Origin of the sequence: Paenibacillus sp. OAS669, from assembly GCF_014873645.1 — a bacterium.
Taxonomy (GTDB): Bacteria; Bacillota; Bacilli; order Paenibacillales; family NBRC-103111; genus Paenibacillus_S; species Paenibacillus_S vulneris.
This window is the reverse complement of record NZ_JADBDR010000008.1, coordinates 67,330-92,013: the sequence shown is the minus strand read 5'-3', so window position 1 is coordinate 92,013 and position 24,684 is coordinate 67,330. Positions and strand designations below refer to the sequence as shown.

General features: G+C 50.3%; 20 protein-coding genes. 10 read left to right on the top strand and 10 right to left on the bottom strand.

What is annotated here, in order from left to right:
• Positions 1-35 precede the first annotated feature (35 nt).
• From ylbJ to GGC63_RS18600, 4 genes are all read left to right on the top strand, one after another.
• Complete coding sequence (gene ylbJ, locus GGC63_RS18615) at positions 36-1,277, top strand: sporulation integral membrane protein YlbJ (RefSeq protein ID WP_192703574.1); 1,242 nt, start codon at positions 36-38, stop codon at positions 1,275-1,277.
• A gap of 52 nt (positions 1,278-1,329) precedes the next feature.
• Positions 1,330-3,879 carry an alpha-glucan family phosphorylase gene (gene glgP / locus GGC63_RS18610; RefSeq protein WP_192703573.1) on the top strand — a complete coding sequence of 850 codons (2,550 nt, stop codon included), beginning with the start codon at positions 1,330-1,332 and terminating at the stop codon, positions 3,877-3,879.
• A gap of 139 nt (positions 3,880-4,018) precedes the next feature.
• Positions 4,019-4,696, top strand: coding sequence for a flagellar brake protein (locus GGC63_RS18605; protein WP_192703572.1), 678 nt, complete (start codon positions 4,019-4,021; stop codon positions 4,694-4,696).
• Between the two features lie 95 nt (positions 4,697-4,791).
• Entirely contained in the window at positions 4,792-5,619 is an 828-nt protein-coding gene (locus GGC63_RS18600; RefSeq protein WP_192703571.1) for an NAD kinase, read from the top strand.
• Positions 5,620-5,694: 75 nt separating this feature from the next.
• On the opposite strand, the gene GGC63_RS34525 is transcribed toward GGC63_RS18600, so the two are convergent.
• Together GGC63_RS34525 and lipA are read right to left on the bottom strand one after the other, a co-directional pair.
• Complete coding sequence (locus GGC63_RS34525) at positions 5,695-6,279, bottom strand: YutD family protein (protein WP_318781080.1); 585 nt, start codon at positions 6,277-6,279, stop codon at positions 5,695-5,697.
• Positions 6,280-6,411: 132 nt separating this feature from the next.
• Positions 6,412-7,320: a lipoyl synthase gene (gene lipA, locus GGC63_RS18590; protein ID WP_225948320.1), complete on the bottom strand. Its 909-nt coding sequence runs from the start codon at positions 7,318-7,320 to the stop codon at positions 6,412-6,414.
• 126 nt (positions 7,321-7,446) lie between these two features.
• Here lipA and larB point away from each other — a divergent pair, with 126 nt between their 5' ends.
• Both larB and larC (GGC63_RS18580) read left to right on the top strand, forming a co-directional pair.
• The gene (gene larB, locus GGC63_RS18585) at positions 7,447-8,235 is read left to right on the top strand and encodes a nickel pincer cofactor biosynthesis protein LarB (protein WP_192703569.1); all 789 of its coding nucleotides are present in this window, start codon (positions 7,447-7,449) and stop codon (positions 8,233-8,235) included.
• Positions 8,236-8,238: 3 nt separating this feature from the next.
• Positions 8,239-9,306 (top strand): nickel pincer cofactor biosynthesis protein LarC, encoded by a 1,068-nt coding sequence (gene larC / locus GGC63_RS18580; protein WP_192703568.1) that lies wholly within the window; start codon positions 8,239-8,241, stop codon positions 9,304-9,306.
• A gap of 42 nt (positions 9,307-9,348) precedes the next feature.
• Here the strand turns inward: larC (GGC63_RS18580) and larC (GGC63_RS18575) are convergent, their stop codons facing one another.
• Complete coding sequence (gene larC / locus GGC63_RS18575) at positions 9,349-9,822, bottom strand: nickel insertion protein (protein WP_079912851.1); 474 nt, start codon at positions 9,820-9,822, stop codon at positions 9,349-9,351.
• 193 nt (positions 9,823-10,015) lie between these two features.
• Between larC (GGC63_RS18575) and GGC63_RS18570 the strand changes: the two genes are divergently transcribed.
• Positions 10,016-11,053, top strand: a complete 1,038-nt coding sequence (locus GGC63_RS18570; RefSeq protein ID WP_192703567.1) for a M23 family metallopeptidase — start codon at positions 10,016-10,018, stop codon at positions 11,051-11,053.
• A gap of 103 nt (positions 11,054-11,156) precedes the next feature.
• On the opposite strand, the gene yunB is transcribed toward GGC63_RS18570, so the two are convergent.
• The 4 genes from yunB to GGC63_RS18550 all read right to left on the bottom strand — a co-directional run bounded on the left by yunB (position 11,157) and on the right by GGC63_RS18550 (position 15,904).
• A complete protein-coding gene (gene yunB, locus GGC63_RS18565; protein ID WP_225948319.1) occupies positions 11,157-11,942 on the bottom strand; it encodes a sporulation protein YunB in 786 nt (261 codons plus the stop codon).
• A 343-nt stretch (positions 11,943-12,285) separates the two neighbouring features.
• Positions 12,286-13,350, bottom strand: coding sequence for a dienelactone hydrolase family protein (locus GGC63_RS18560; protein WP_225948318.1), 1,065 nt, complete (start codon positions 13,348-13,350; stop codon positions 12,286-12,288).
• 6 nt (positions 13,351-13,356) lie between these two features.
• Positions 13,357-14,175: a sugar phosphate isomerase/epimerase family protein gene (locus GGC63_RS18555; RefSeq protein WP_192703566.1), complete on the bottom strand. Its 819-nt coding sequence runs from the start codon at positions 14,173-14,175 to the stop codon at positions 13,357-13,359.
• Between the two features lie 100 nt (positions 14,176-14,275).
• Positions 14,276-15,904 (bottom strand): hypothetical protein, encoded by a 1,629-nt coding sequence (locus tag GGC63_RS18550; protein ID WP_192703565.1) that lies wholly within the window; start codon positions 15,902-15,904, stop codon positions 14,276-14,278.
• 415 nt (positions 15,905-16,319) lie between these two features.
• Here GGC63_RS18550 and GGC63_RS18545 point away from each other — a divergent pair, with 415 nt between their 5' ends.
• The 3 genes from GGC63_RS18545 to speE all read left to right on the top strand — a co-directional run bounded on the left by GGC63_RS18545 (position 16,320) and on the right by speE (position 18,866).
• Positions 16,320-16,511, top strand: coding sequence for a hypothetical protein (locus GGC63_RS18545; protein ID WP_192703564.1), 192 nt, complete (start codon positions 16,320-16,322; stop codon positions 16,509-16,511).
• A gap of 198 nt (positions 16,512-16,709) precedes the next feature.
• A complete protein-coding gene (locus tag GGC63_RS18540; protein ID WP_192703563.1) occupies positions 16,710-17,966 on the top strand; it encodes a saccharopine dehydrogenase NADP-binding domain-containing protein in 1,257 nt (418 codons plus the stop codon).
• Between the two features lie 18 nt (positions 17,967-17,984).
• Complete coding sequence (gene speE / locus GGC63_RS18535) at positions 17,985-18,866, top strand: polyamine aminopropyltransferase (RefSeq protein WP_192703562.1); 882 nt, start codon at positions 17,985-17,987, stop codon at positions 18,864-18,866.
• 115 nt (positions 18,867-18,981) lie between these two features.
• Here the strand turns inward: speE and GGC63_RS18530 are convergent, their stop codons facing one another.
• The 3 genes from GGC63_RS18530 to GGC63_RS18520 all read right to left on the bottom strand — a co-directional run bounded on the left by GGC63_RS18530 (position 18,982) and on the right by GGC63_RS18520 (position 24,619).
• Positions 18,982-20,490: an extracellular solute-binding protein gene (locus GGC63_RS18530; RefSeq protein WP_412973876.1), complete on the bottom strand. Its 1,509-nt coding sequence runs from the start codon at positions 20,488-20,490 to the stop codon at positions 18,982-18,984.
• Positions 20,491-20,517: 27 nt separating this feature from the next.
• On the bottom strand, positions 20,518-22,041 hold the full coding sequence (locus tag GGC63_RS18525; RefSeq protein WP_192703561.1) for an extracellular solute-binding protein: 1,524 nt from the start codon (positions 22,039-22,041) through the stop codon (positions 20,518-20,520).
• 262 nt (positions 22,042-22,303) lie between these two features.
• On the bottom strand, positions 22,304-24,619 hold the full coding sequence (locus GGC63_RS18520; RefSeq protein WP_192703560.1) for a helix-turn-helix domain-containing protein: 2,316 nt from the start codon (positions 24,617-24,619) through the stop codon (positions 22,304-22,306).
• Between the last annotated feature and the right edge of the window lie 65 nt (positions 24,620-24,684).

Here is a 24,684-nt window from a genome sequence, read left to right as displayed (position 1 = left end):
TTTGCTGGCGCAAAAACTCTTAGGAGGATCTACCCATGAAAAAATATGGCTCGATAACGCTCATTTCGCTGATGATGCTGTCTCTGATGTGCCTGATGCTCCTGTTCCCGTCCGAGGTGTTTCGAGCGTCTATCAAAGGGGTAGCCATCTGGTGGGACGTTCTGTTCCCGGCCTTATTTCCCTTTTTTGTCATAGCCGAAATGATGCTCGGGGTAGGCATCGTTCATTTCTTTGGCACGCTGCTGGACCCGCTAATGCGGCCTGTTTTTAGAATTCCTGGCATCGGGGGCTTTGTCGTGGCAATGGGGTTTGCGGCAGGCTACCCGATAGGCGCAAGGCTTACCGCGCAGCTGTGGGACCAGAAGCTGGTCAACCGCGAGGAAGGCGAGAGGCTGGTTTCCTTCACCACCTCCTCGGACCCTATCTTCTTGATCGGAGCCGTATCCATCGGCTTCTTTCACGATGCGGGACTAGCCGGCATTCTCGCCACGGCACACTATGGAACAGCGATGCTGCTTGGTATTATGATGCGTTATCACGGCAGGAAGTCGCCTATTCCCGCCTTACAGCCTGGCCCTCAAACGGACAGTACCTCGTCACAGCCTATATGGCTCCGCGCCTTCAATGCGATGCACACCGCCAGGATGAAGGATGGCCGGCCGTTAGGAGAGATGCTGAAGCAGGCTGTCACCTCTTCCCTCTCGCTTATTTTCGTCGTCGGCGGGCTGGTTGTCTTCTTCTCCGCGGTGATGGAAGTGCTGGCTTCCGCGCATATCATGAACATTTTCTACATAGGGATTAATGCGGTGCTTCAACAGTTTGACGTTCCGCTTGCGCTCTCCCAGGCGGTTGCAAACGGATTTTTCGAGGTTACGCTGGGCGCCAAAGCGGCCGGAGGAGCCGGTGCGCAAATTCCGCTCGTATATAAGGTCGCGATCGCAGCCTTCGTTCTATCCTGGGCCGGTTTGTCCGTGCATGCCCAAGTGGTCAGTCTGCTTCAGCGGACAGATTTAAGATATCTTCCCTTTTGCTTGTCCCGACTGGCTCATGGCCTTATGGCTTTCACCGCCGTATTCCTGCTATGGGAGCCGATGCAATCGACCCGCAGCACCTTGGCCGCTATGGTTCCCGACATGGACGTCACTTCCCCTTTGACTACTTTATGGCAGTTTACGCTGCCGTGGGGACTCTTGACTTTTGTCAGCGTCATGCTTGCGCTTGCCGTGTTATTGTGCCTGTACTATGTGGTTAAGCAATGTATGAAGAGATTGATATAACAAGATAATAAGACCGTCTAAAGACGTACGAACGTAAAGGATGGTGGTTCTCATGAATACGAAATTTCCTTATGCGGATTTGAAGCTGCCCAAAGCCATAGAGCGATTGCCGGAAATAGCCTACAACCTGTGGTTTAGCTGGAATTCCGAGGCGCTTGAGCTGTTTGCCCGAACAGACCGGAATCGTTGGGACCAATTCGTGCATAATCCCGTTCGTTTGCTCATGGAAACCGAGCCGGAGGTATGGGAAGCGTTGATTCATGATGAGGACTTTATCCATCATTATGATCGGGTTATTCAGCAATGGGATGACTATTGCAACGAACAGACCTGGTTCCAGAAGACGTATCCTGATTTCGTTTCCTATAAGATTGCGTACTTATCCGCCGAATTCGGCTTCCATGAATCGCTTCCTATCTACTCGGGCGGTCTCGGGGTATTGGCCGGAGACCATTGCAAATCCGCAAGTGATCTGGGGATTCCTCTTGTGGGTATCGGACTGCTGTACAAGAAAGGGTATTTTAATCAAAAAATCGATGCGGAAGGCAGACAGCAATCGGATGCGCTATCCTACGATTTCTCCAAGCTCCCCATCCTCCCGGTCCTGAACGACCATGGGGAGACGCTGATGATTGAGGTCCCTCTTGCGGATCGAATAGTCAAGCTGCAGGTATGGCAGGTGCTTGTCGGCCGGAATATAAACTATTTGCTCGATGCGGATATCGAAGGCAACAGTCCATGGGACCGGGATCTGACCGGTCAGCTGTACGGAGGCAATCAGGATGTCCGCATCGCGCAGGAGATCTTGCTCGGAATGGGCGGCGTAAAGGTACTAAGGGCGCTCAAGGTGCCTACCGCGGTGTATCACATTAATGAAGGGCATGCCGCTTTCCAGGCTATAGAACGGATTCAGGAGCAGCTTGAGGCCGGAATTCCTTTTCATGTGGCGGTTGAAGTCATTCGCGCGAGCTCCGTCTTTACTACGCATACACCGGTTCCTGCCGGGCATGATGCATTTCCTCTGCCTATGGTGGATTATTATTTCAGCTTTTTATTTTCCCGCTGGAAGGAGCATAAACATGCTTGGATGAAGCTTGGGCTGGAGAGTTCGAAGCCCCTGTTCAACATGACGCATTTGGCCTTGAATACGGCGGCTCTCCGCAACGGAGTCAGCAAGCTCCATGGTCAGGTGTCCAGGAATATGTTCCGCTCTTTTCACGGCAATATCGGCGAGAAGGAAGTGCCTATCGGGCACATCACGAACGGTGTGCATTTGAGCACCTGGCTGGCGCCTGAGCTTAAGGAGCTGTACAACCGCTTCATGCCGGGAACCTGGCTTCGAAACCAGACAAATACCGATTTATGGCGATCCCTTGATTTGATTCCTTCAGAATCCTTATGGGAAGTTCATATGCACCTGAAGGAGAAGCTGATTCGCCTGGCCAGGGCCAACCTTCGGGAGCAGCGGAGACGCAACGACCTGCCTGCCGATAAGGTTGAGGAAGTTCGCGGCCTCTTGAACCCTCAGGTGCTGACCATTGGATTTGCCCGCAGGTTCGCTACCTACAAAAGAGCGAATCTGATCTTTAATGACTTGGACCGCTTGGATCGCTTGATCAATGATCCTGATCGTCCCGTTCAGCTTTTGTTCGCAGGCAAAGCCCATCCTGCCGATCACCCCGGTCAGGAAATGATCAAAGAAATTTATCGCGTATCTCAAATGGACCGGTTCCGTGGAAAAATCGTCCTTTTGGAAAATTACGATATGAACTTGGCCCGTTATTTGGTTCAAGGCGTTGACGTGTGGCTGAACAACCCTCGCAGACCTTATGAAGCGAGCGGGACCAGCGGGCAGAAAGCCGCCCTGAACGGCGTTATTAACTTCAGCGTGCTGGACGGCTGGTGGGAAGAAGGCTACGACGGCAGCAACGGCTGGAGCATCGATGCCAATAACGATGCCGATTGGCAAACCCAGGAACGGGAAAATACGGAATCGATCTACCGGAAGCTGGAGCAGGAAATCGTCCCCCTCTATTACAATCAGGGAAAGCTCCCTCATCAGTGGTTGGCCCGGATGAAGCGCTCCATCCAAACTCTGGCTCCTGTCTACAATACGGACCGGATGGTAATGGATTATACGAATCATACGTACATCCCTTCGTTAAAAAGGACACTGGCCTTCTTGGCCGAGGATTACGATATGGCGACCAAAGTAGCGGATTTCAAGCAGTTTATTTTTGCCAACTGGCATTATGTCCGCATCCTGGAAGTGAACGATAACGTGAATAAGACAGCGGAAGCCAAGTCCCCGTTAACCGATTCCCGCCAACAGTTCAAGGAAGTTACCGCTACCGTAAGGTTTGGTCCTGTGTGGTATAAGGATACCCGTGTGGAGCTCGTATACTACGAGGAACGTCCGGACGGATGGCACCAGGTCGTAGTGGCTATGGAGCCGACCAAAGAACTAGAGGAACGAACCATTCAATACAGGGCCGTTATCCCCTCTCATCTGCGCCATAGAGCCCATTTCTCCGTTCGGGTTCACCCGGTAAGCCCTAATTTCGCTACCTCCTTCGAAGTTCCTTTGGTGACAACTTTGTGAACGAATCGCTCCCTATTAAAGGCCATTTAGGTCTTTAGTTGGGGGCGATTTGCCTTTTCCGGTTCTCCGGCATTGTGTTATCTGTCAATATTGATTATTATGGAAGTAATGTTTACTACTATTACATAATGGTGATCCTATGAATTGGAACCAAGCTTTATCTTTCGAAATGATTGTACCGCGTATGAGCTGCAATCTTATCATTGTCGGTGAGACCAAAGAAGGCATGCCGTTCTGCTATGAAGACAGCTTCGTTCTGCAAAAGGTCGATGAACAGCAGCTGGTTGCCACGATGGAATTTCACTCGATGAATCCATTGGAAAAATTGCACCACGTGTGCTTTATCGAATTCTCGTTCCGTGAACGGGGTATTCTTTATTACGCCTTTGTCGATCTGCTTCACGTCGAAACCAAACGAAACGTTTGTTCCTTAACGCTATCAGCACCTCAAGATTTAAGCACGTTTCAAAATCGCCGGTTCCAACGTATCCATCTCCCGGTAAGGACGCCCCTTACTTGCCGTATTATTGGAGTCCGCAAAGCTTCGACCCATCAAGGGATCGCTTTTTCCGGACAAATTCAGGATATTTCTGCGGGCGGGCTTTCGTTTATTACGAATACGAGAATTTTTTATCCGTTGTTCCTGGAGCTTAGCTTCGTGCTGCCCGATCATCCGAACAAATTTGTCATTAACGGTGAAATTGTCCGTGTGACGAATTTCAGCAATGATTCATACCGTATTGCCGTTGAATTCCGCGATGTGCCGGAGAGCTTGACCCATCAGATCGATGAATACTGCTCGCGATCCGAGGAGTAACATGGTATGCTAATGAGGGCGGTTTTCCTTCGGAAACCCAGCCCATGCTTTCGAAGTTAGGTTTTCTTATAGAAAACCCTTAGGAGGATATTCATTTGAAATATAACGTAGTACATCGCGGCGATGAAGTGTCCTTCCAATTAATGCAAACCTTCCACAGGCTCGTAGAACCGCATGGATTGATCCATGACGAGGAGACGCCTGATGTCGTGCTGTCTATCGGCGGAGACGGAACGATGCTCCATGCGTTCCATCAATACAAGGACCAACTGGAAACCATCGCGTTCGTCGGCATCCATACAGGCCGGCTCGGTTTTTTTGCCGATTGGAAGCCCGATGAAGTGGAGCTGCTTGCCGATATGATGATCGAGAGCTCCAGACTCAACGACCTTCGTGTCGTCAAATACCCGCTCGTTGAGATTCAAATTACAACCGCTCAAGGGATTGAAACGCAATTAGCCCTTAACGAATTTACGTTAAAGGGTGTAGATGTGACCCTGATGGCCGAGCTTCATATTAACGACGAGCCGTTCGAGACATTCCGGGGAGACGGTATTTGTATTTCGACGCCGCCTGGCAGCACGGCTTATAACAAAAGCTTGGGCGGAGCCATCGTACATCCGTCGCTGGATGCCATCCAGATAGCCGAAATCGCATCTATCAATAACAGGGTTTTCCGGACGCTGGGATCTCCGATCCTGCTGCCCAAGCATCATCACTGCGACATTTATCCGCGGAGCCATCAAACGATCCTGCTCTCGCTTGATCACGTCATTATGCAGAGAAACGATATTATCTCGATTCGCAGTATGGTTGCCGCCGGAAAAAAAGTGAAATTTGCGCGTTTCCGTCCGTTTCCCTTCTGGAGCCGTGTACGTGAAGCATTTATCGGCTACGAGCCGATCCAAGAAAGAAGGCCTTGACCTACTGGTCAGGGCTTTTTCTCTTGCTGCATACAAAAAGAGCCAATCCTGACGGACTGGCTCTTTAATTTCATTTTACTGCTGCTTTACATGCTGCTGGCCTTGCTGGCCTTGCTTGGACGGATGACCTTGCTTGTTATGATGGTTACGCGGTCTTGAATGATGATTATGGTTTGCCTCTCTGTTCTGTTGGTTCGGATGCTGGTTCCGTCGAGGCTGCGGATGATGATTCTGAGCTTGTTGAGGCTGTTGAGCCTCCTTCTGCGGCTCCCGGTTCGATGCAGGCTCTTTAGGCTCCGTGTTATGAGGCTGTTCGGAGGCCGCACTCTCTTGCAAATCCGGCTCCGACTGCTCCGCGGACTCCTGAGGCTGATTCGCTTGGTGCTTATTCGGGATTTTCTCGATAATAAAATAAGCACAGCCAAAATTGCAGTACTCATTCAGATAATCCTGCAAGGTTGCTATAGAGGTCTCTTTGGTTGCCTTCGGATGCGTATCCTTAAAGAAACCGCGCAGACGCAGCTGGTTGTAGCCCCAGTCACCGACAATAAAATCATATCGCTCCAGCACCTCGCTGTAACGATCGCGGAATGCATCCGGCTTCCAGCCGTTTTTATGGTCAACTACCACTTCGTACGTTTTATTGGCTATATGGATCACTAAATTGGGTCCCTCCTAAGAGTCCGGTGAAAAACTGCAAGCTGTTCAGGCAGATGATCATTCCCTTCGCCGTTGTCCCCGGATAGATAAAGTAATAATGATGACCGGGTTCGTCCGGGGCAGCCGTACGGTTTACGCCTGCCGAGCGGATTTCACTTGCTCATGCGCATGGTAAGAGCTGCGCACCATCGGACCCGACTCGACGTGGCTGAAGCCCCTCTTCATTCCCTCTTCCTTCAATTCTGCGAATTGCTCCGGAGGATAATATTTGATAACCGGCAAATGATTCAGCGACGGCTGCAAATATTGACCAATCGTCATAATATCGCATTGAACCTCTCTAAGATCGTCCATCGTCTGCAAAATTTCATCCCATTCCTCACCGACACCCAGCATAATGCTCGATTTGGTAGGAATTTGCGGCGCCATTTGCTTGGACCGCTGAAGCAGCTCCAATGACCGGCGGTATTTTGCCCGTGCACGAACTTTATCGGAAAGCCTCTCCACCGTCTCGATATTATGATTCAAAATATCCGGCTTGGCTTCCAGAACTGTACGAAGAGAGGATTCGCTGCCCAAAAAGTCGGGAATGAGCACCTCTACACTGCACAGAGGAGAGCGCTTGCGAATGGCCGCAATCATGGCCGCAAATATTGAAGCTCCGCCGTCCGCCAAATCATCCCTTGCAACGGAAGTGACGACGGCATGCTGAAGACCCATCTGCTCAACCGCTTCGGCAACCCGTTCCGGTTCCTGAAGATCCAGCTCGGTCGGAAGACCGGTCTTCACCGCACAAAACCGGCATGCCCGCGTACAGATGTCCCCCAGGATCATAAAGGTCGCCGTACGGTTAGCCCAGCATTCATGAATATTCGGGCACTTCGCTTCTTCACACACCGTGTGCAGCGTTTTGCCGCGCATCATATTTTTTAGTTCTTTAAAATTATCTCCGGTCGTCAGCTTAATTTTAAGCCAGTCCGGTTTACGCTCTATTTGACGAGTAGACATGGTTCTGTCCCTGCTTTCTAGTTCATTGTCCAATCTCTTTGAAGCTATTATATCAACGAACGTCAGAACAATCCACTTTCCATTTTATTTGTGATACACTAAGAGAGACATTATGCCAGCTATTTCAGTTCAAATCATATTCGGGGGAATGCGTTTTTTATGATAAATGTTGAATCGATACTCAAGCTTGTACGTACCGGTGATCTTGATGTCTCTGAAGCACAACGGCATCTGGATGAAATCATGAATCAGTCCTCTCCAAACGGTCGTGTCGACGATCTGGGCTTTGCTACGCTGGATCTGGACCGCGAGAGACGAACAGGCTTTCCGGAGGTTATTTACGGCGAAGGCAAGACGGCGGAGCAAGTTGCCGTTATTTTTGAACGCTTGATGCAGCAGTCGGATCGCGTGCTTGCCACAAGAATCAGCCAGGATAAGGCGGATTATGTTCAAAGCAAGCTTAACAGCGTAACCTACAACCCGATAGCCCGCGTATTGACCTGGTACGGCTCGGAAGCGGCCCGCAAGCCTGAAGGCAAGGGCTACATTGCTGTCGTCTGTGCGGGAACATCCGATCTTCCGGTCGCCGAAGAAGCGGCATTGACTGCAGAGATTATGGGATGCCGCGTAGAGCGCATATTCGATGTGGGAGTAGCCGGAATTCACCGTCTGTTCCGCAGGCTGGATGTCATCCGCGACGCAACCGCCATCGTCGTTGCCGCGGGTATGGAGGGCGCCTTGACCAGCGTGGTTGGAGGTCTGGTCTCCAAGCCGGTCATTGCAGTGCCGACAAGCGTCGGGTACGGCGCCAGCTTTCAGGGGCTGGCCGCGCTGCTGGCCATGCTGAACTCCTGCTCATCCGGCGTTTCGGTGGTCAACATCGATAACGGCTTCGGGGCCGGGTATAACGCGGCTCTGATACATAAAATTAGTATAAAGAGGGATTAAACGATGAAAATTGCCTATTTGGATTGTTTCTCCGGTATCAGCGGCGACATGACCTTGGCAGCCTTGGTGGATGCCGGAGCAGACCGCGATTATATCGAGGACGAGCTGCGTAAGCTGGATATCGAGCCGTTTACTTTGGAGTGGAAGCGTGTCAATAAAAAGGGCATCTCCGCCCTTAAGATGGATGTCGTCCTGGATCCTGAAACAGCTCCGTCCCATCACCGCCATTATTCCGAGATTGTAAGACATATCCTTAACGCCGGCTTTAATGAGCGGGTTGTTAAGCTGAGCTTGGCCATATTTGAAAAAATCGGCGTCGCCGAAGCGAAAATTCATGATATTCCTGTTGAACGAGTACACTTCCATGAGGTAGGTGCTATGGACTCCATCGTGGATGTGATCGGAGTTGCCCTGGCTATGGACTCTCTGGACGTGGAGAAGATTTACTCATCCCCTGTCCCGTTGGGATCGGGTACGGTGCGCTGCGATCACGGAATTTATCCGGTTCCCGCCCCGGCTACTCTCGAAATGATGCGGGGGCTTCCGATCGCTCCGACCTCCTATGCTGTAGAAATGACAACACCGACAGGCGCCGGAATCATTTCGGGGCTGGTGGATGAATTCGCGAAGGGCTATCCCCCAATGATCGTCGAGTCTATCGGTTATGGCGCGGGAACCCGCGATTTACCGAACCAGCCGAATGTGCTCCGGGTTGTTATCGGGAAGGCCGACCCGTTCGTGCATAAATTCCAGATCGAGAGTATTCAGCCTGTCGCCGAGCATCAACACGAGCATGATCATCACCATCATCATCATGACCACGACCACGGGCATTCTCACGATCACCATCACCACGATCACGACCATGGGCATTCTCACGATCATCATCACCATGATCACGACCATAAGCATTCTCACGATCACCATCACCATGATCATGACCATGGACATTCACACGATCATGACCACGGCCACTCCGATGATCATCACCACGATCACGGGCTGTTACCCGAGCATGAGCATTCAACGCAAGGGGACTGCGGAGTTAACTCCTCCTGCGTGAAACAATAATTGTAAAATCCAAACCGCCCAATTGGGCGGTTTATTTTTTCTCTATTTTTCCTGATTCAAAAATTGGCGCCTGACCTCATCATACACTTGCTTTAGCGGTACGCTATGCGTCCTTGCCGCGAGCTCGCACTCCTTAAATTCCGGCGCGAACTGAACCATTTGTCCTTTATGATAGCCGACTTTTACATGAATCGGCCCCCATGGCGTTGTCACTTGCCTGAATTCTCTGCCTAAACGATGGCAGGACGCCCTCATATACCGCAGTCCAATGGTTGTCGTCTCGCGAAAAATAACCTCTTCCAGCCGATCCAGCTGCTTCTCATCCGTCAAGACGTTAAGCATCACGCCAGGACGGCCTTTTTTCATGATAATCGGTATCCAATATACATCGTTAGCACCCGCTTCAAAAAGCAGCTCACCGATATAGGAGCACAGCTCGGGATTCATGTCGTCGATATTGGCCTGAAGCAGCAGCATTCCGTCATCTATATGTTCATCCCTATGTTGAAACCCCACGCTCATCCCTCCAAAACCTATGTAGATGCTTATAAATTCCATCATTATAACAAAAAATGTGTCCGCTGAAAATAAATTGTTCCTCGTCAGCTTCACCCTTCTCTTGGATAAAATGCTTAGACTCGTCACATCCTATGACTAACTGATGAAGGGACTGTAAAGTCATACGACCAATTGTGGAGGTTAAACGCTTATGGCAGCGAGATGGATGAATCCTATCCTCATAGTAGCTTTGTGCAGCAGTTTGTTCCTTGGAACGGCTCCATCAGCGGCAGCCCCGGCAGCCAAAGCTCCCAAACCGGGAAAGGACAGCAATAGTATGAAGGCGGTTTTTGCTGACCGGAAAGATTTATTTGACAAAATGAGTGCTGTGACCGGTATTCCATGGTACTACCTGGCGGCTATCGATCAATATGAACGTACGATCAATTTAGCCCGCAAACGGCCCCATAGCAGCAGCGGACTCATAGGAATTCATTTTACTGAGCTTCAATGGTGCGGCATGATGAACCCGGATCACGAGGATACGAATGAAGGGACCATCGCTCTGTTTAACGGAATTGGCAGAGACGGCTCCGGAGACGGGAAAGCAGATCGAAAAAACGATCAGGACCTCCTCTATTCCATGGCAAGTCTTCTGCTGAAGCATGGATCAGTTGAAGAAGATCTTCGTATCGGACTGTGGGAATATTATCAAAATACACGGAGCGTAGATCGAATCCAGGAGTTTGCTAAAATTTACAGCAAGTATGACACGCTGGATCTGCATGAGCATGCGTTTGTTCTTCCTCCCAATGCGGACTATTCCTATCGCAGTACGTGGGGGGCCAGCCGCGGCTGGGGCGGATACCGGATCCACGAAGGAACCGACTTGTTTGCAGGGTACGGCGTTCCCGTCCGCAGCGCGGCTTACGGGTTCATTGAGGAAATGGGCTGGAACCCCTATGGAGGATGGCGGGTAGGAATCCGGGATCTAAATAATGTCTACCATTACTACGCGCATTTGTCCGGTTTTAACAAGGAAGTCAAAAAAGGGGATATCGTCGCCCCCGGTCAAGTTATCGGATGGGTTGGCAGCTCCGGATACGGCAAACCCGGTACGTCCGGCAAGTTTCCGCCGCATTTGCATTACGGCATGTACCGCGATAACGGCTTGACCGAATGGTCTTTTGATCCGTATCCGCATTTACGGAAGTGGGAGCGTGAGGAACGCATGCGGAAAAAGAAATGAGCTTACAAGACCCTCTTTCTTGCAGAAGTGCAGAATGGCGGTCTTTTTTTCCACAGATAGCCGAAAAAAACCGACCCCGCAAAATGACAGGTCGGTTTGATTATTATTTGGGCAAGGCTTCGGCAGAGGTGCTCCCATGAGCCCCGGATTCCACACCGTTCTTCGATTGCTGAGCATTGATCCGCGGTAATGACAGATTAGGCGGAGGCGTGTTGGCACCGGTTGAGTTGCCTTTTCCATCAAAATAATACGTCGGTACATCACCCACAATCAGCGCATACGAGACCGGCACCTCCGTCTCAACGACCTCCGGCTCCGAATCAAAAGGTATTATGACGCTGACTTCCGCTGTAATATGAATATAAACCTCCACGAGGATCATATTAATACCGGCATTCTGGTATCTTGTATTCAAATCCACCTTTACATTGCCTGCAGGGACGAGTCTTACCGGGATGTTGGGACCGAAGGAAGCGATAATCGAGCTGTTCATTGCCTGCCCGAGCGGGATATGCTCCGGAATCGCCTGAAGCTGGGAAAGCTGGCCCTGTACGGTCTCAATCGTCTCCGCCGTGATCCGCATATGCTCCGCGTAATTCAGCATGAAGCCGGTGGTCTTGCCATTCTTGTCCGTGCGCCAGTCAATAAGCTTTTCAAAGTTTGTTCCTCGCGCAATCCGGTCCGAAATGGCTTTATTAATCGCCTGCGTAGCCATTTGCTTGATTCTGACCTTTGCCAGGTTGACCAAGGGCGGCCTCAGGTTTTTCTCGATATATACGAACGACTGCACCGTCAATAACACGATAATGAGAAGAAGCAGCAGCATATTGCGTTTAAGCTTTTTTGTGCCCGTAGGACTGCTTCTCCATCTTCGTCTAAGCACCAGCATCCGGCATCCCCCTAACGTACGCAGAGCTTGTCGCCATGAATCAGACATCCAGGGCATGTACGTTAAAGCTTATGCATTACGGCGGAAAAAAAGAAGAGTTCTGTACAATCACCTCGGATTCCCGCAGTTATGTATGTTGATCTTCAACGTCAATTCATGCTCCAGCTTGGGGAACCATTCCTTTCCTTGGCTTCGAAGCTGATTTAGGTACTTTGTGGAGCATATTAGCGATGACCTCGGGGGATCTTACTAATTCTGATGAAAAAAGGCCCGGCCGTTAACATAACGGCAAGACCTTGGTTCAAGCTCTAAAATTACTTATAAAATAGTAAAATGACAGCCGCTAAAGCCCCAGATTCGATTCCAGCCAATCATAAGATCGTGCTCCGGATATTTCATGCTTCCCTTCAAAAATCTCATACCCGAAATGGGCCGCAGCGCCTGCATCGTCGTATATCTTCTGCAGTGCTTCTATAGCTTCATGCGAGCCTCTGATAGGAAATACAGTGTCTCCGGTCCCCGATTCAATAAAAAGCGGCCTTGGGGCAATCAAACCGATCCACTCCGGCATCTCTCCGTATTCCAGCATGCCCGGGACATAGTTGTCCAGACAGTGATTGCGATCCATAATGCTGGTCCTGAACCTATTTGCATAGCCGCTGATGACGGTAGCCCCGATCCTCTCATCGATGGCCGACGCCAATGCCGTCACCATTCCTCCGCCCGACATTCCCATGCATCCGATACGCTCGGGATCGATGTCTTCTCTAGATTGGGCGTAATCCAGCGTTCGATGCAGCTCATAAACCCGGACACCCGCTAACGATTGTCCCATCATCATGAGCGACGAAGCCAGTCTGAAGCAGGAGTTGGCGCCAGGCTCCAGAGCAGCGTCCTGCTCCATTCGGCGGTCGCCAAAGCCGAGTAGCTCCGGGGCAATGACGACAAAGCCCCTTTGTACGAGGGAGATCGCAAAATGCTTGCACAGATTCGGATTCCCCGTGTTAACCCTGCCATCGTGAGTCAGCCCGACCACTTCTTTGCTGCCGAAGCCATGTCCGTGAACAGCCAGCACGGCGGGCCGCTTGCCTTGGCCATTGACGATCTCTCCCTTGGGCACCAGAACATAGGCAAGCATCGTTAAATCGTCGTAGGTCGAGAACGCTACCCGTTCCCGGGTATACTCTCCGCAATCCGCCGTTTCCAGCACGACGGGCTGAAGCTCCGCGGACTGCCCTGGCAATAGGCCAAGCAGTTCCTTCAGCTTCTCCCTCATGAACGGTCTTCGATGCTCACGTGCTGCTCCCGTTCCGAAAAAGGACACATGGCGGCCTGTATTCTCTGCATACAACCGATTCAAGAAGGCATTCGGCCTCGAGGTTGCCGGAGCGGCTTTGTCCATCGTCATGGATGCTTATACCCCCGCCCGGTGACGCAGCACATAGTCACGGGAGAAATCCATGCTATCCATATCTACGCCTTCCAGCGTCATATGTACCAGCGGTTTATGCAGACGAACCAGATCCATGAACATGCCGTAATCCAGCATCCCTCTGCCTGCAGCTACGGTCTCTAGCTTCCCGGAAGCATTCAGCCTCATATCCTTGGCATGAACGCTGACGACACGATTGCCCAAAAGCCGGAATGCTTCCTGCATGACCTCATGCTGACGCTCGAAGTTCTCTTGGGTCATCAGGTTTACCGGATCGATAACGACTCCGATATTGGACGACGGAATCTCGTCGATCAGCTCGGCCAATTGTGGAGCAGAGCCGATCAAGTGGCGATTTGCGGCCTCCAGGCCGATGAAGGCTCCCCACTTCTCCGCTTCCTCCACAAGCTCCTCCACGGCGGATCGAAGCCGTTTGGCGTAACGGTCGTATTGATCCGTATCAGGAACGCCGGTTTCCGTAGCCACGATCGCCGTTCCGAAATGCTTGGCCATGCGCAGATGCTCCTTGAACCGGTCCACATTATGTCTGAATGCGGTATCATCCAGCTCGATCAAGCTGACATAGCAGCCCAGCACCGGAATCTTCACTCCGTTTCGATCGAAGGCCTCAGCGATGCTGTTGGCCAATCCGGGACTCAGCTTGCCCAAGCTGCAATCCACGTCCGAAATGGCTTTGGATAAGGCAAGCTGTACATATTTATATTGATACGAGGCGACCTTGGCCGCCAGTTCCGCGTAGGGAAGCGTTCCTACATTGTGTGCTAAAATGCCTACTGACATTTTCCAGTCATCTCCTTTTTTATGTATCCTCTTATCATGATACCAGTTTCAGGCGCTGCTTTAAAGTACAAAAGAAAAGGCACGCCGCCGGGTCCTTCCTTTATTGTACGGCCCGGTTCTTCACTCTGGCGTACAAGAAGGTATTGTCCGTCATATGTCCCTGCCCGTCATAGGCTGCGGCAAAGAAGGGTCTGCCTCCGCAATACACCGGCATTCGGCCGCGCACTCCCTGAAGCTCGGCCGCAAGATGAAGAAGTGCCAACGGCTCCAATGCGTCCAGCTTGGCATACTCATGATCTGCACTTGCCATGAACAAGCCTCTGTGACTGCGGTGCAGCAGCAGGCGGTCGCCGATTCTTTGCGCAAGCTGCAAAAATTTACGCTGGTGTGTCGTCTTGAACAGCTCCAGCATGACGAAGATTCCATGAGGATGGGTACAAGCCGTCTCCATATTCAGGAAAGGCACCGCCCGTGCGGATTCTCCGATATCACCAAAGCCGATGCCTTTCGCCATGCTTCTCGCAACGGTCCACAGCTCTTCGCGGCCGGACAGGCGATAACCCGTTACATAAGACCAGAGCAGCAGGTAATCGGCCTTGTGAGCCTGGAGCTGCTGTCCTTCCCGCCCATAGTAACCGGACTTCTCCATCACCAATCCCGTCAATCTCGTGCCGTTGGTTAGCATGGGGTGAACAGTATTGTCCGAAGGGTCATACGCATGTTGACCATAGGCCGCTAAATCTTGAACAGCCCAGTCCAGAAAATCCCGTCCTGCATCCCCGAGAGCCTCCGACAGGGACATCCGGCACAAGGCGGCCTCCCCAATGATGGTGTGCGCTTGGTTGGCTGTAGTTAACGTAGCCTCGATGGGAGCATGCTCTTTCAGCTGTTCCCCGAATTGGTCGATTGCGCGGTCTCCCCGCACACCGGGCAGTACCGAAATGCTGAACTGGTAGCCGCCGAGACCCGTCTGGGGGTTCCTCGTTTCTACATACCGATAGGCTAGCCGTTTAGCCCAAGCCAGCGGCCTTTCATCACCACTGAAGCGATGCAGCAAAGCAGCGGCATAATATAGATCACTTCCCGCATTTATGAACGTTAAACCCTTGCCCGTAAAAAATACCGGGGAATTGTTGTCATATTCATGCTCCCAGACAGAAGAAGCTCCCCGCGTATGCCCGTTGTTCTCTACAGGTTGACCATGTCGGCTGAATTCAAGATTGCTCCAGTCGGCAACATGCCCTTCCCACAAGGCCTCGATATACGATGCCGTCTCTTCCGGGTCCACACGGTTCATCAGCTCATAGTAGGGGTAATGGCATTTCAATTCGTGCTGCGGTCCCTTGTCCGCTGCAAATACCTGCCGCTTGCTTTGCAGATCAAACGCCATATGGCCTCCCCAGCACATCAGACGGCCATAACGGAGATGGTCGAACGCATAACGGACAGCGCTTTCAGTTGCATTCCGGTAACGCGAATCTCCCGTCAATTCACTGAGTCCGTCCAATGTCCTAAGCCAGTTTTGCTGATTGGCCAGATTGGATACTATCCATGTCTCGCCTCCCGACAGCCATTGCACCGGCTCATAGGTTTCCGAGTGAATTCCATCGGCAAAGAGCGGAGTTGCTTCGGCACCATACCGGTCACGAGCTTTATCCATCATGAAGTCGGCATATTGCTGTACGGCTCGGACATATCTTAACGCCGTCTGTTTTGCATGCTCTTTCATTTTAATATCCGCCTCCTCATTGCTGATTTACCTGATCACCATGCATACATACCCTTACTAATACGTTGGCAGGACGAAAATATGCGCAGCAGCCAAGAGTCTTTGCTCTATGACTGCTGCGCCTTCGCTGCCTGTCGTTCAATTGTACTTGGAAACGCTCTTTTTTTCTAGCTATACCCCAGCCGAGGAATAATCATTAGATCACTTTTTTCGACGCGGCCCTGTGTTTAGCCACAGTTTCAGTGGAAGAAAAAAGATCTATTCAGATCTCTAGCTCCATACCTTTACAACAAATCTTATTCTCTATATGCATAAGCAATTATATTTATTATGCATTTCCATTATAAACAATCCCTGTGTTACAATGGACTCGATCATGTAGCGGTTCCATTCCAAACCTGGGAAGGTGTTCCTTATGAATACGGATCTTGCTGTATTGTTATTTCTTGCGTTGCTGTCCGCCGTACTGTATTTGCCCGGCTATATCCGCTCCCGCGGCAAACGCCGTAACCCCAAAGTAACGTACATTGAAGAATATCGTAATTTACGCAAAGATAAAATCAATCATTCTGACAAACTGTGTAATAAAAAGAGCGGGACCTCATAGATAACGATTTATCCATCAATTAGAACCATCGCATACTTCGTACCTTCACTGCTTCATCCAATATTCCAATCAGACTCTCTTCCATTCTATCATTTACTTTTCCATAGATAAAAATTATGCGGTTGACTGTGTATTATTGAATCAGTTCCTCCTTTCATTCTATGAATACAATATAGAAAAGAAAGGAGTTGATAGATTATGCAAACCATTATAAGCATATTGGGAAGCGCCGGGGGTGTGGCCAAATCCATTCTGTCCATATTAGACAAGGCGTACGTAACAAGTGATGATCCTATCCATTCCATGATCCGCAGCAGCAAATTACATTTCATAGATAAGAAGCAGCGGGACCTGAATTACTACAAGCAATGGATCCCTCATTTACATCCTTCCGTCACTTTGCATCAGCTTGATCTTCAACGGGGTGACATGCTGCGGCAGCATTTGATTGATACGCAAACGACCATTGTCATTGACGTCTCCTGGGCCGATACGGTTGATATGCTGGAATGCTGCAATGAATTGGGGATCAGCTACATTAATACCGCATTAGAGAATACCTCGGTTGACGAGAATGAGAGGCTTGAAGGGTTTACCCTGCTGGAACGCTACTTGTATTTCGAAAAGCATAGGAACCGATTTACCAATACCAAGGCCATTGTGTGCTCCGGCATGAATCCCGGCGTCGTGCAATGGATGGCGCTGCAGCTGATGGAGCAAGCTCCCGGGGAGCGTCCGCTTGCCTGCTACATCGTCGAGCAGGATAATTCCATGTACCTCGATCCTTCCTTGATTACCCCTCATACCATTTATTCGACATGGTCTCCCGAATGCTTTCTGGACGAAGCGATTTTGAACTATCCGATGTTCGTAAGGGACGGCATGCCTCTATTTATATATGACGATGTATATGCCCTTGAGTTCGCGGTCACACTCGGATCCAAAAAGTTCCATGGCTGCTTGATGCCCCACGAAGAGGTGCTTACCTTGGGCAAAGCGTTCGATATGGAGACCGGCTTTATCTATCGTGTCAATGAATTGACCACGAATGCTATTCGTACTCATCTTGATCAGGTTGACGATATTTGGAATTGGAATCATAAAGTATTGGATCCTGCGGTCGGCGCGCTGGAAGGCGAGGATTTGGTCGGCGTACTTCTTGTCTATAAAGATAAAGAACGCTATATGTATAATGTGATGGACAACAAGACCATTTATGCGAGCTACAAAACAAATGCCACCTATTTTCAGGTCGCGTGCGGGATATACGGAGCACTTGCCGCCATGCTGCTTGACAACATACCCAATGGCGTTCATTATGTCGACGAGCTCCTGCTTCAGACGGATACAGGCTATGGCCAATACCTTTCACGCTACATGAATCACTTTGTTACCGGCGAAAACAAGGAGACTGACGGCCTACTGCTGAAAAGATTGATAAAGATGAATCCATAAGGTGGTGCTTACTCCGTCATGGCGAACAAAAAACGTTCATTAACCGGTTATCAGAAGGAGGAAAATGACGAGCTATGGCTTTGGGATGATATTCCGGAGCTGGGTATGGAGGTCGGATATAAGATTGATCGGCTCCTGCACTACGAGCAGTCCTCCTATCAAGAAATAAGCATTGCAGACACCCGTTCTTTTGGCAGGATGCTGATTCTCGACGGCACACCGCAAATTGCATCGAAAGACGGTTTCATCTATAATGAGATGATTTCCCATATCGCGCTGGCCACCTGTCCGATGCCTGAAAATGTAGCTATGATCGGTGGCGGAGACTGCGGTCCTGCTCGCGAAGCTATGCGTTATGAAAGTGTGAAACGTATCGACGTGGTAGAAATTGACCAAAGGGTTGTCGATGCTTGCAAAATCTGGATGACACAAGATTCTAAAGACAATGCAGACGGGCGAGTACATCTTATATACCGAGATGGATATAAATGGATTCAGGAACAAACCAATGTCTACGATATCCTTCTGATAGACCGGTCAGATCCGTATGGCCCCGCAACAAGTCTGTATAAGCCTCCCTTTTATCAATACGTGCACGACAGCCTGACGAAAGAAGGCATAGCCGTCTTTCAAGCCGGATCCCCTTACTACTCCTCCCATATCCTTAAAGGGACTGTAAAAAACTTGCAAAGGCTGTTCCCTATTGTCCTTCCCTATACTTGTACTGTCCCTACCTTTCCGGGCGGAATCTGGTGTTTCGTGCTTGCATCCAAGAAATGGAGCCCGCTTCAAGCGGATTTGAGCCGGCTTCAATGGACCCATTCGAAATATATAAATCCCGACCTGTTCCGGGCCTCGTTCATTTTGCCCAATTATATAAAGAGACTTTTGAACGAGTAACGCGAAAACCTGGTCGGCTTCCTGAGGAGAGCCGTAACGGATAAATGTCCGGGCGGCTCTTATCTTTGAGAAGCGATTTAAGTGAACCATTTACGGCCGCATTGAGCGGGCAGGTTTACTTCCTGGCAGCGTTGGCATAAGCGGCTTCATACTCCCTGATGATTTGTTCCCCGCCGGCTTGAAGCCATTTATCGACTTCTGCCTTCCATCCAGCATCATCGATTTTGCCCATAATGTATCGGGTCTGCGCATCCCAAATCATTTGGTCCAGCTCCTTGCCGCGCTCCGATACCGTTGCGGAGGTCAGCGTTAACGCAGGATTCGGAATCGCATATCGGATGTTCTCGCGAGTCATTCGGGTTCCTTTTTCACCCAGCGGCGTATCCTTCTGTTCTGCCACATGATACCCCTCGATATTGACGAGATTGTCCCGGTACGGCTTCACTTCTCTCTGATACGCGCTCAAATTGGTAAACACGGTTTTCCCGCCTTCCACTATCTTGTAATGTCTGCCTTCCAGTCCCCGCAGCTGCAATGTCGACAGTTCCGGATCCATCAGCTTGTCCAGAAAAGCGAGCACCTTCTTCAGCTCCTCCTCGGTTTTCACTGAAGATTTTGGTACAGCCAGAAAGCCGAAGTTACCCGGTTCTCCCGCCAGACGTATGCCTCCAGGACCTGTAAAAGGAGCCACATCGTACTCTCCTGCCGGAACGGTCTTTGCTAACTTATCCTGATAGCTTTTCCCGTTGTTATACACCCCGTTCAGCTTCATGCCGACTTTGCCGGAATCCATCAGCTTGATCGCTTCCGAATCGTCGAACACCGCAAAGTCCTGGTTTATTAATTTTTCCTCATAGAGCTTGCGGAACATTTTCATTACGTCGTAATATTCTTTGGTCATAAATTCGGGGGTGAACTTCCCATTCTCCACTCCCCACCGGTTGGGAGCGCCTTGAGTTACCGCAATACGGGTCAGTACAGGCTGAGTGCCTTCGTTATATTTTTTGAACAGCACGGTTCCATAAGTATCCTGCTTGCCGTTCTGGTCCGGGTCGTTCAGCGTCAGCGCCTTCAGCACGTTATACCATTCGTCGATGGTCGTCGGAAGCTTTAGCCCCAGCGTATCGAACCAGTCCTTGCGGTATACGATCCCTGCCCGCCCGATATCGCGAAAGTTGGGAATCCCGTAAATCCTGCCTTCTACAGAGATATTTTCGTAATACTGCGGATTTTGTGCCGATAAATTGCCGTAGTCTTTGAGAAAAGGGCCGATCTCCCAGAACAAGCCGGATTGAATGGCGCTGATGGTCGTCGGAACATAATTGAGCTTCATGATTTTGGGCATTTCATTAGCCGCGATCATGACGTTTACCTTATCATCGAAGGCGGATTGCGGAATCCATTGAATATCCAGCTTCGTATTCGTATACTTTTCGATAGCCTGCTCGATCTCATTGCCCTTGTCAGGAAGATCCCCGACCTGCATTAACGCCATGGAAATGTTGAATGGAAGCTCAGCGGATTTGTTGCTCCCGCGGCTGGTGCCGCTATCTCCGCATCCGGATAAAATCCCGGTCGTTAACACCGCTGCGCTGAATATAGCTGTCCTTCGTTTCAGTTTCAATCGCGCCCCTCCCGCCGGCCTTATTCATTATGACTTGCCCTTCGCTGCAGCATAGGCCTCTTCATACTCCTTGATCATCAGATCTCCGCCCGCTTTGCGCCATTTATCGATTTCCGCCTGAAACCCCGCATCATCTATCTTGCCCATGATATACTTGGTTTCCGCATCCATCATCAGCAGCTCAAGCTCCTTCCCTTTCTCGTTATAGGTCGCTGAGTCCAGGCTTAGAGCAGGGTTAGGCACAGCCCACTTCAAATTGTCCTTGGAGATTTTGGCTCCCTTCTCCCCAAGCTCGGTGTCCTTCAGAGGAAGCACGTTATAGCCTTCGTAATTAAACAGGATGTCGCGGTAAGGCTTCACTTCCTTCTGGAATGCCGTAAAATCCTTCATCTCCGTCTTGCCGTCGCCGGTTTTGACGAAATGCTTGTTCTCCACCCCGCGCAGCTGCAAGGTGGACATCGGTTCATCCAGCAGCTTATCGGCAAAAGCCAGAATGCGCTTCAAATCGGCTTCCGTTTTGACCGCTGACTTCGGAATGACGTAGAGCCCGTTGTTGCCTACTTCTCCCGCTACCCGAACCCCTGAAGGACCTGTCGGCGGCATAACGTCAAACTGCCCGTTGGGATTGTTCTTTACGAGGCGATCCTGCATGCTCTTGGCGTTGGAGGAGACGGCAACCCGAATCGCGCCTTTCCCTGTGTCATAAGCCTTCTCCACCTCGGCATCGTCGAGTATAGCAAAATCCTGATTAATGAGCTTTTCACTGTAAGCTCTTCTGAACAGCCGCAGCATGTCCATAAACTCCTTGGTCATAAACTCCGGAGTAAATTTGCCGTTCGCGTCGACACCCCATTTATTCGGAGCGCCGAAGCTAGTTGCGATGCGGGTTGTGACGGCCGCCGAACCGTCGTTGTATTTTTTGGGCAGGATCATGCCGTACGTATCCGCCTTGCCGTCCTTGTCCGGGTCTCCTGTGGCTACCGCTTTGAAAACGTTGTACCATTCCTCCGGCGTCGTCGGAGGCTTCAATCCCAGCGTATCCAGCCAATCCTTGCGGTAAATGACGGCACTTCGCGCGATATCCCGATAAATAGGAAGGCCGTACAATTTCCCGTCTACCGTGATATTTTCATAAAATTGGGCATCCAGCGCAGACAAATTTTTATAATCCTTCAAATAAGGACCGATCTCCCAGAACAGACCGGACCTCATGGCACTGATCGCTGTAGGGATATATTTGACCCTGAGCATCATCGGCATTTCATTGGATGCCATCATGATATTGACTTTATCGTCATAAGCGGCAGTCGGTATCCATTGAATATCCAATTTGGTATTCGTATATTGCTCCAGAGCCAGCTTCACTTCATTGTCTTTGTCGGGGACATCTCCAACCTGTGCCGTCGCCATTGTGATCGTAAAGGGAGCATTGCTGTCGGTCTCTTTCTTCGGCAAATCCGTTGCTCCCGTATTGCCGCCGCTGCATCCTGCCGTCAATCCAATGACCATTAGCAGAGCCAACCAAGATACCGTCCGATTCCTGCTCTTCATTACCATGGACCTCCATTTAACATTCGTACAGTGGTTAAAATAACCCCTAATGTGGGGTGAGTTTGTCGAGAAATCTGTAGTGCTTGAACTATTGCCAATATACTAAGGTGGGGTAAAGCCCCTCCAGCCGCTATTGAAACCCGTGAATTGGATTAGATTTAGCTGTACTTTGGGCAGCCCCCCAAGCCTATTGTGGGAAAAAGGCTGTCCCTTGTCATCATCGATGCACTGCAGGGCCAGCCCTCTCCATTGATTCTACCCATCAAGAATTGTCTTTATTGTACTGCTCGCGGTATTGTCCCGGCGTCATGCCGACGATTTTGCGGAACGTCCGGATGAAGGCGGTCGTATTCGTATAATTCAGCTTTTCCGCTATCTCCGAGATCTTCAAGCTCGTATTTTCCAGCCACGTCTTGGCCATGTTCATCCGATAGTCCGCCAAATATTCGCTGAAGTTGATGCCCATCTCCTTCTTGAACACCCTGCTTAAATAAACCGGATGGAAATTCAAGATCGAAGCGCACGCTTCAAGGGAAATATCCTGGTCGAACCGTTCATGCACCAGCTTCACCATTTGGTTGGCGATGTTCACATATTGCGATTCGGCTTGATGGTTCAGGAACCCGACGATCGGCTCGAACAGCTCCGTCTTGAACCATTTCATAATATCCTCCAGCGTATTGAGCTTGAGGAAATGGTCTATGGTCGCTTTGCTGCCGAGCACCTTTTTCACGGCGCCTCCCTGCTCCTGCACCAGCTGGTATGCCTTGGAGATGAGCTGCATCATTAACGCGGGATATTCGTTGAAATGAATGTCCTTCTCTACGATGGCCGCAATATATTTCTCGAACACCATATCGACCCGGTCCAGCTCACCCAGCTTCAGCGAGTTGATCATCTGATCCTCCAGAAGCTTCAATTGGGTATAGACCGTGATCTCCAGCTCTTTCCGGCCGGCGTCAATATCCTCGTAATGGACAATGATTTCCTGCCCCAGGCTGATTCTGCATTTTAACGCCTCCAGACATTCCCCATAAGCGAGGACCGATTCCGTCACCTTGTCAAACGGGCGGCTTATTCCAATGCTGACAGGCAGCTGCAAAAACTCATGGATTTTTTGTTTGATCATCTCAGCCGTTTGGAAAAAATACGCCTTGCGTTCGGCCTCATTGTCGGACCGGCACACAAGCAAGGTTACTTGGGATTGATCCAGCAGCACCGGGCTGAATCTATCCTGCTGTGGAATGAGCTCTCCGACCATATTGTTAATCGCAAACAGCAATAGCTCCTTATCATGATCCCGGTATCGGCTCTCCTGCAGCGTATCGATCTGCACCGTCAGAACGCCGAGACAGCTCCATTCCGTAGGAAAACCGAATTTTTGCGACCGGTAGGCAAAGTCGCTGTCCGAGATTTGCCCCGTGAACAGCTTCAGTACAAGAAACTCCTTTAATTGGCTGAACTGGCCCCTCACCTGCTGCTGCAGCTGCTTCTCCGTGCTGAATAGCGTTCGGAACCGTTCCTCGATCCGGCTGAATTCGTCCTTTGGCCCGCTTTCCTCTACCTCGACCTGCTTGGTGAACTCAAACAACCTTTTGATAGGAGAGTACATGCGTCTGCTTCCATAAAAAGCAAGAATGCCGACCAGGACAAAAATAACCGTGCATGCGATAAAGGTAACCCATGCAATTTTCTTCGACTGCTTCGTTATATCCTGAATGGAAACAGCTGATATATAAGTCCATCCGTTATAAGGAGAGGAACGGTACGTAATGCCGAGCTCCTGGTCGTTAACATAAGCGTTAAAAAAGCCGGAATCCTCCTGGGTTTCACGGATTCTGTCGGCAACCAGCGTCTGAATCCCCTGGCTGTTATCGACCTCGTTATCCTCCAGCAGGAAATTATGACCCTCCCGGTCCAGCACATAGACATCGCCCAGCTTCTTGTTATTCATCAAAAGGTTCTTGAACTGGCTGTTCAAAATTTCTACGACAAGAAGTCCTTTGGGCTGGTTCGTCATCGGAATGACCGGAATTTTATATACCATCCGGATCACCGGCGGTGAAGACGCTTCCTGAGTATTTCCTTCCTCGTCAACAGGCTTGTCCTGCGATTTCGGACTTTGGGTAATCCAGAACAGGCTGTTCGGGTACTTGGCGTAGGAGGTCATCACATCCCGGTCAGGATAAGTGCTGAAGCGGCGGAAGGTGGAGAAGCTGACCATCCAATCCATATTGAAATTAATCAAATAAGCCTCTTTGACGCTTGTAAACGTCTGCAGGTTGTATAATCCTTTGGATAAATCCCGGAGCTTGGCGAAGTCATCATAGCTCAAGCTTTCATTGACAGACGAAGCGACTAACGGCGAATTGACAAATTGAAGGGAAGTAAGCTCCAGCGTTTTTAATACTTGCTCGACCCTCATCTGTGTTTGCAGCAATACCTGCATGTTCCCGTCCTTGACTTTATCTTCTATATCGCCCGAAGCTATGAAATAAGAAATAAGGCCAATGGAAATCACAGGAATCGCCGCGACTATGAAAGTAAAACTGATCAAACGCACCAAATATTTCGGCATTTGACGATTCCCTCCTGTTAAGCAATCTGGCGGCTCCAGCTGCTATTCCTTGATGAAACCGCTTT

Coding starts and splice junctions, on each gene's coding strand:
- ylbJ (WP_192703574.1), top strand. CDS start 36: ATGAAAAAATATGGCTCGATAACGCTCATTTCGCTGATGATGCTGTCT.
- glgP (WP_192703573.1), top strand. CDS start 1,330: ATGAATACGAAATTTCCTTATGCGGATTTGAAGCTGCCCAAAGCCATA.
- GGC63_RS18605 (WP_192703572.1), top strand. CDS start 4,019: ATGAATTGGAACCAAGCTTTATCTTTCGAAATGATTGTACCGCGTATG.
- larB (WP_192703569.1), top strand. CDS start 7,447: ATGATAAATGTTGAATCGATACTCAAGCTTGTACGTACCGGTGATCTT.
- larC (WP_192703568.1), top strand. CDS start 8,239: ATGAAAATTGCCTATTTGGATTGTTTCTCCGGTATCAGCGGCGACATG.
- GGC63_RS18570 (WP_192703567.1), top strand. CDS start 10,016: ATGGCAGCGAGATGGATGAATCCTATCCTCATAGTAGCTTTGTGCAGC.
- yunB (WP_225948319.1), bottom strand. CDS start 11,942: ATGCTGGTGCTTAGACGAAGATGGAGAAGCAGTCCTACGGGCACAAAA.
- GGC63_RS18560 (WP_225948318.1), bottom strand. CDS start 13,350: ATGACGATGGACAAAGCCGCTCCGGCAACCTCGAGGCCGAATGCCTTC.
- GGC63_RS18555 (WP_192703566.1), bottom strand. CDS start 14,175: ATGTCAGTAGGCATTTTAGCACACAATGTAGGAACGCTTCCCTACGCG.
- GGC63_RS18550 (WP_192703565.1), bottom strand. CDS start 15,904: ATGAAAGAGCATGCAAAACAGACGGCGTTAAGATATGTCCGAGCCGTA.
- GGC63_RS18545 (WP_192703564.1), top strand. CDS start 16,320: ATGAATACGGATCTTGCTGTATTGTTATTTCTTGCGTTGCTGTCCGCC.
- GGC63_RS18540 (WP_192703563.1), top strand. CDS start 16,710: ATGCAAACCATTATAAGCATATTGGGAAGCGCCGGGGGTGTGGCCAAA.
- speE (WP_192703562.1), top strand. CDS start 17,985: ATGGCGAACAAAAAACGTTCATTAACCGGTTATCAGAAGGAGGAAAAT.
- GGC63_RS18525 (WP_192703561.1), bottom strand. CDS start 22,041: ATGAAGAGCAGGAATCGGACGGTATCTTGGTTGGCTCTGCTAATGGTC.
- GGC63_RS18520 (WP_192703560.1), bottom strand. CDS start 24,619: ATGCCGAAATATTTGGTGCGTTTGATCAGTTTTACTTTCATAGTCGCG.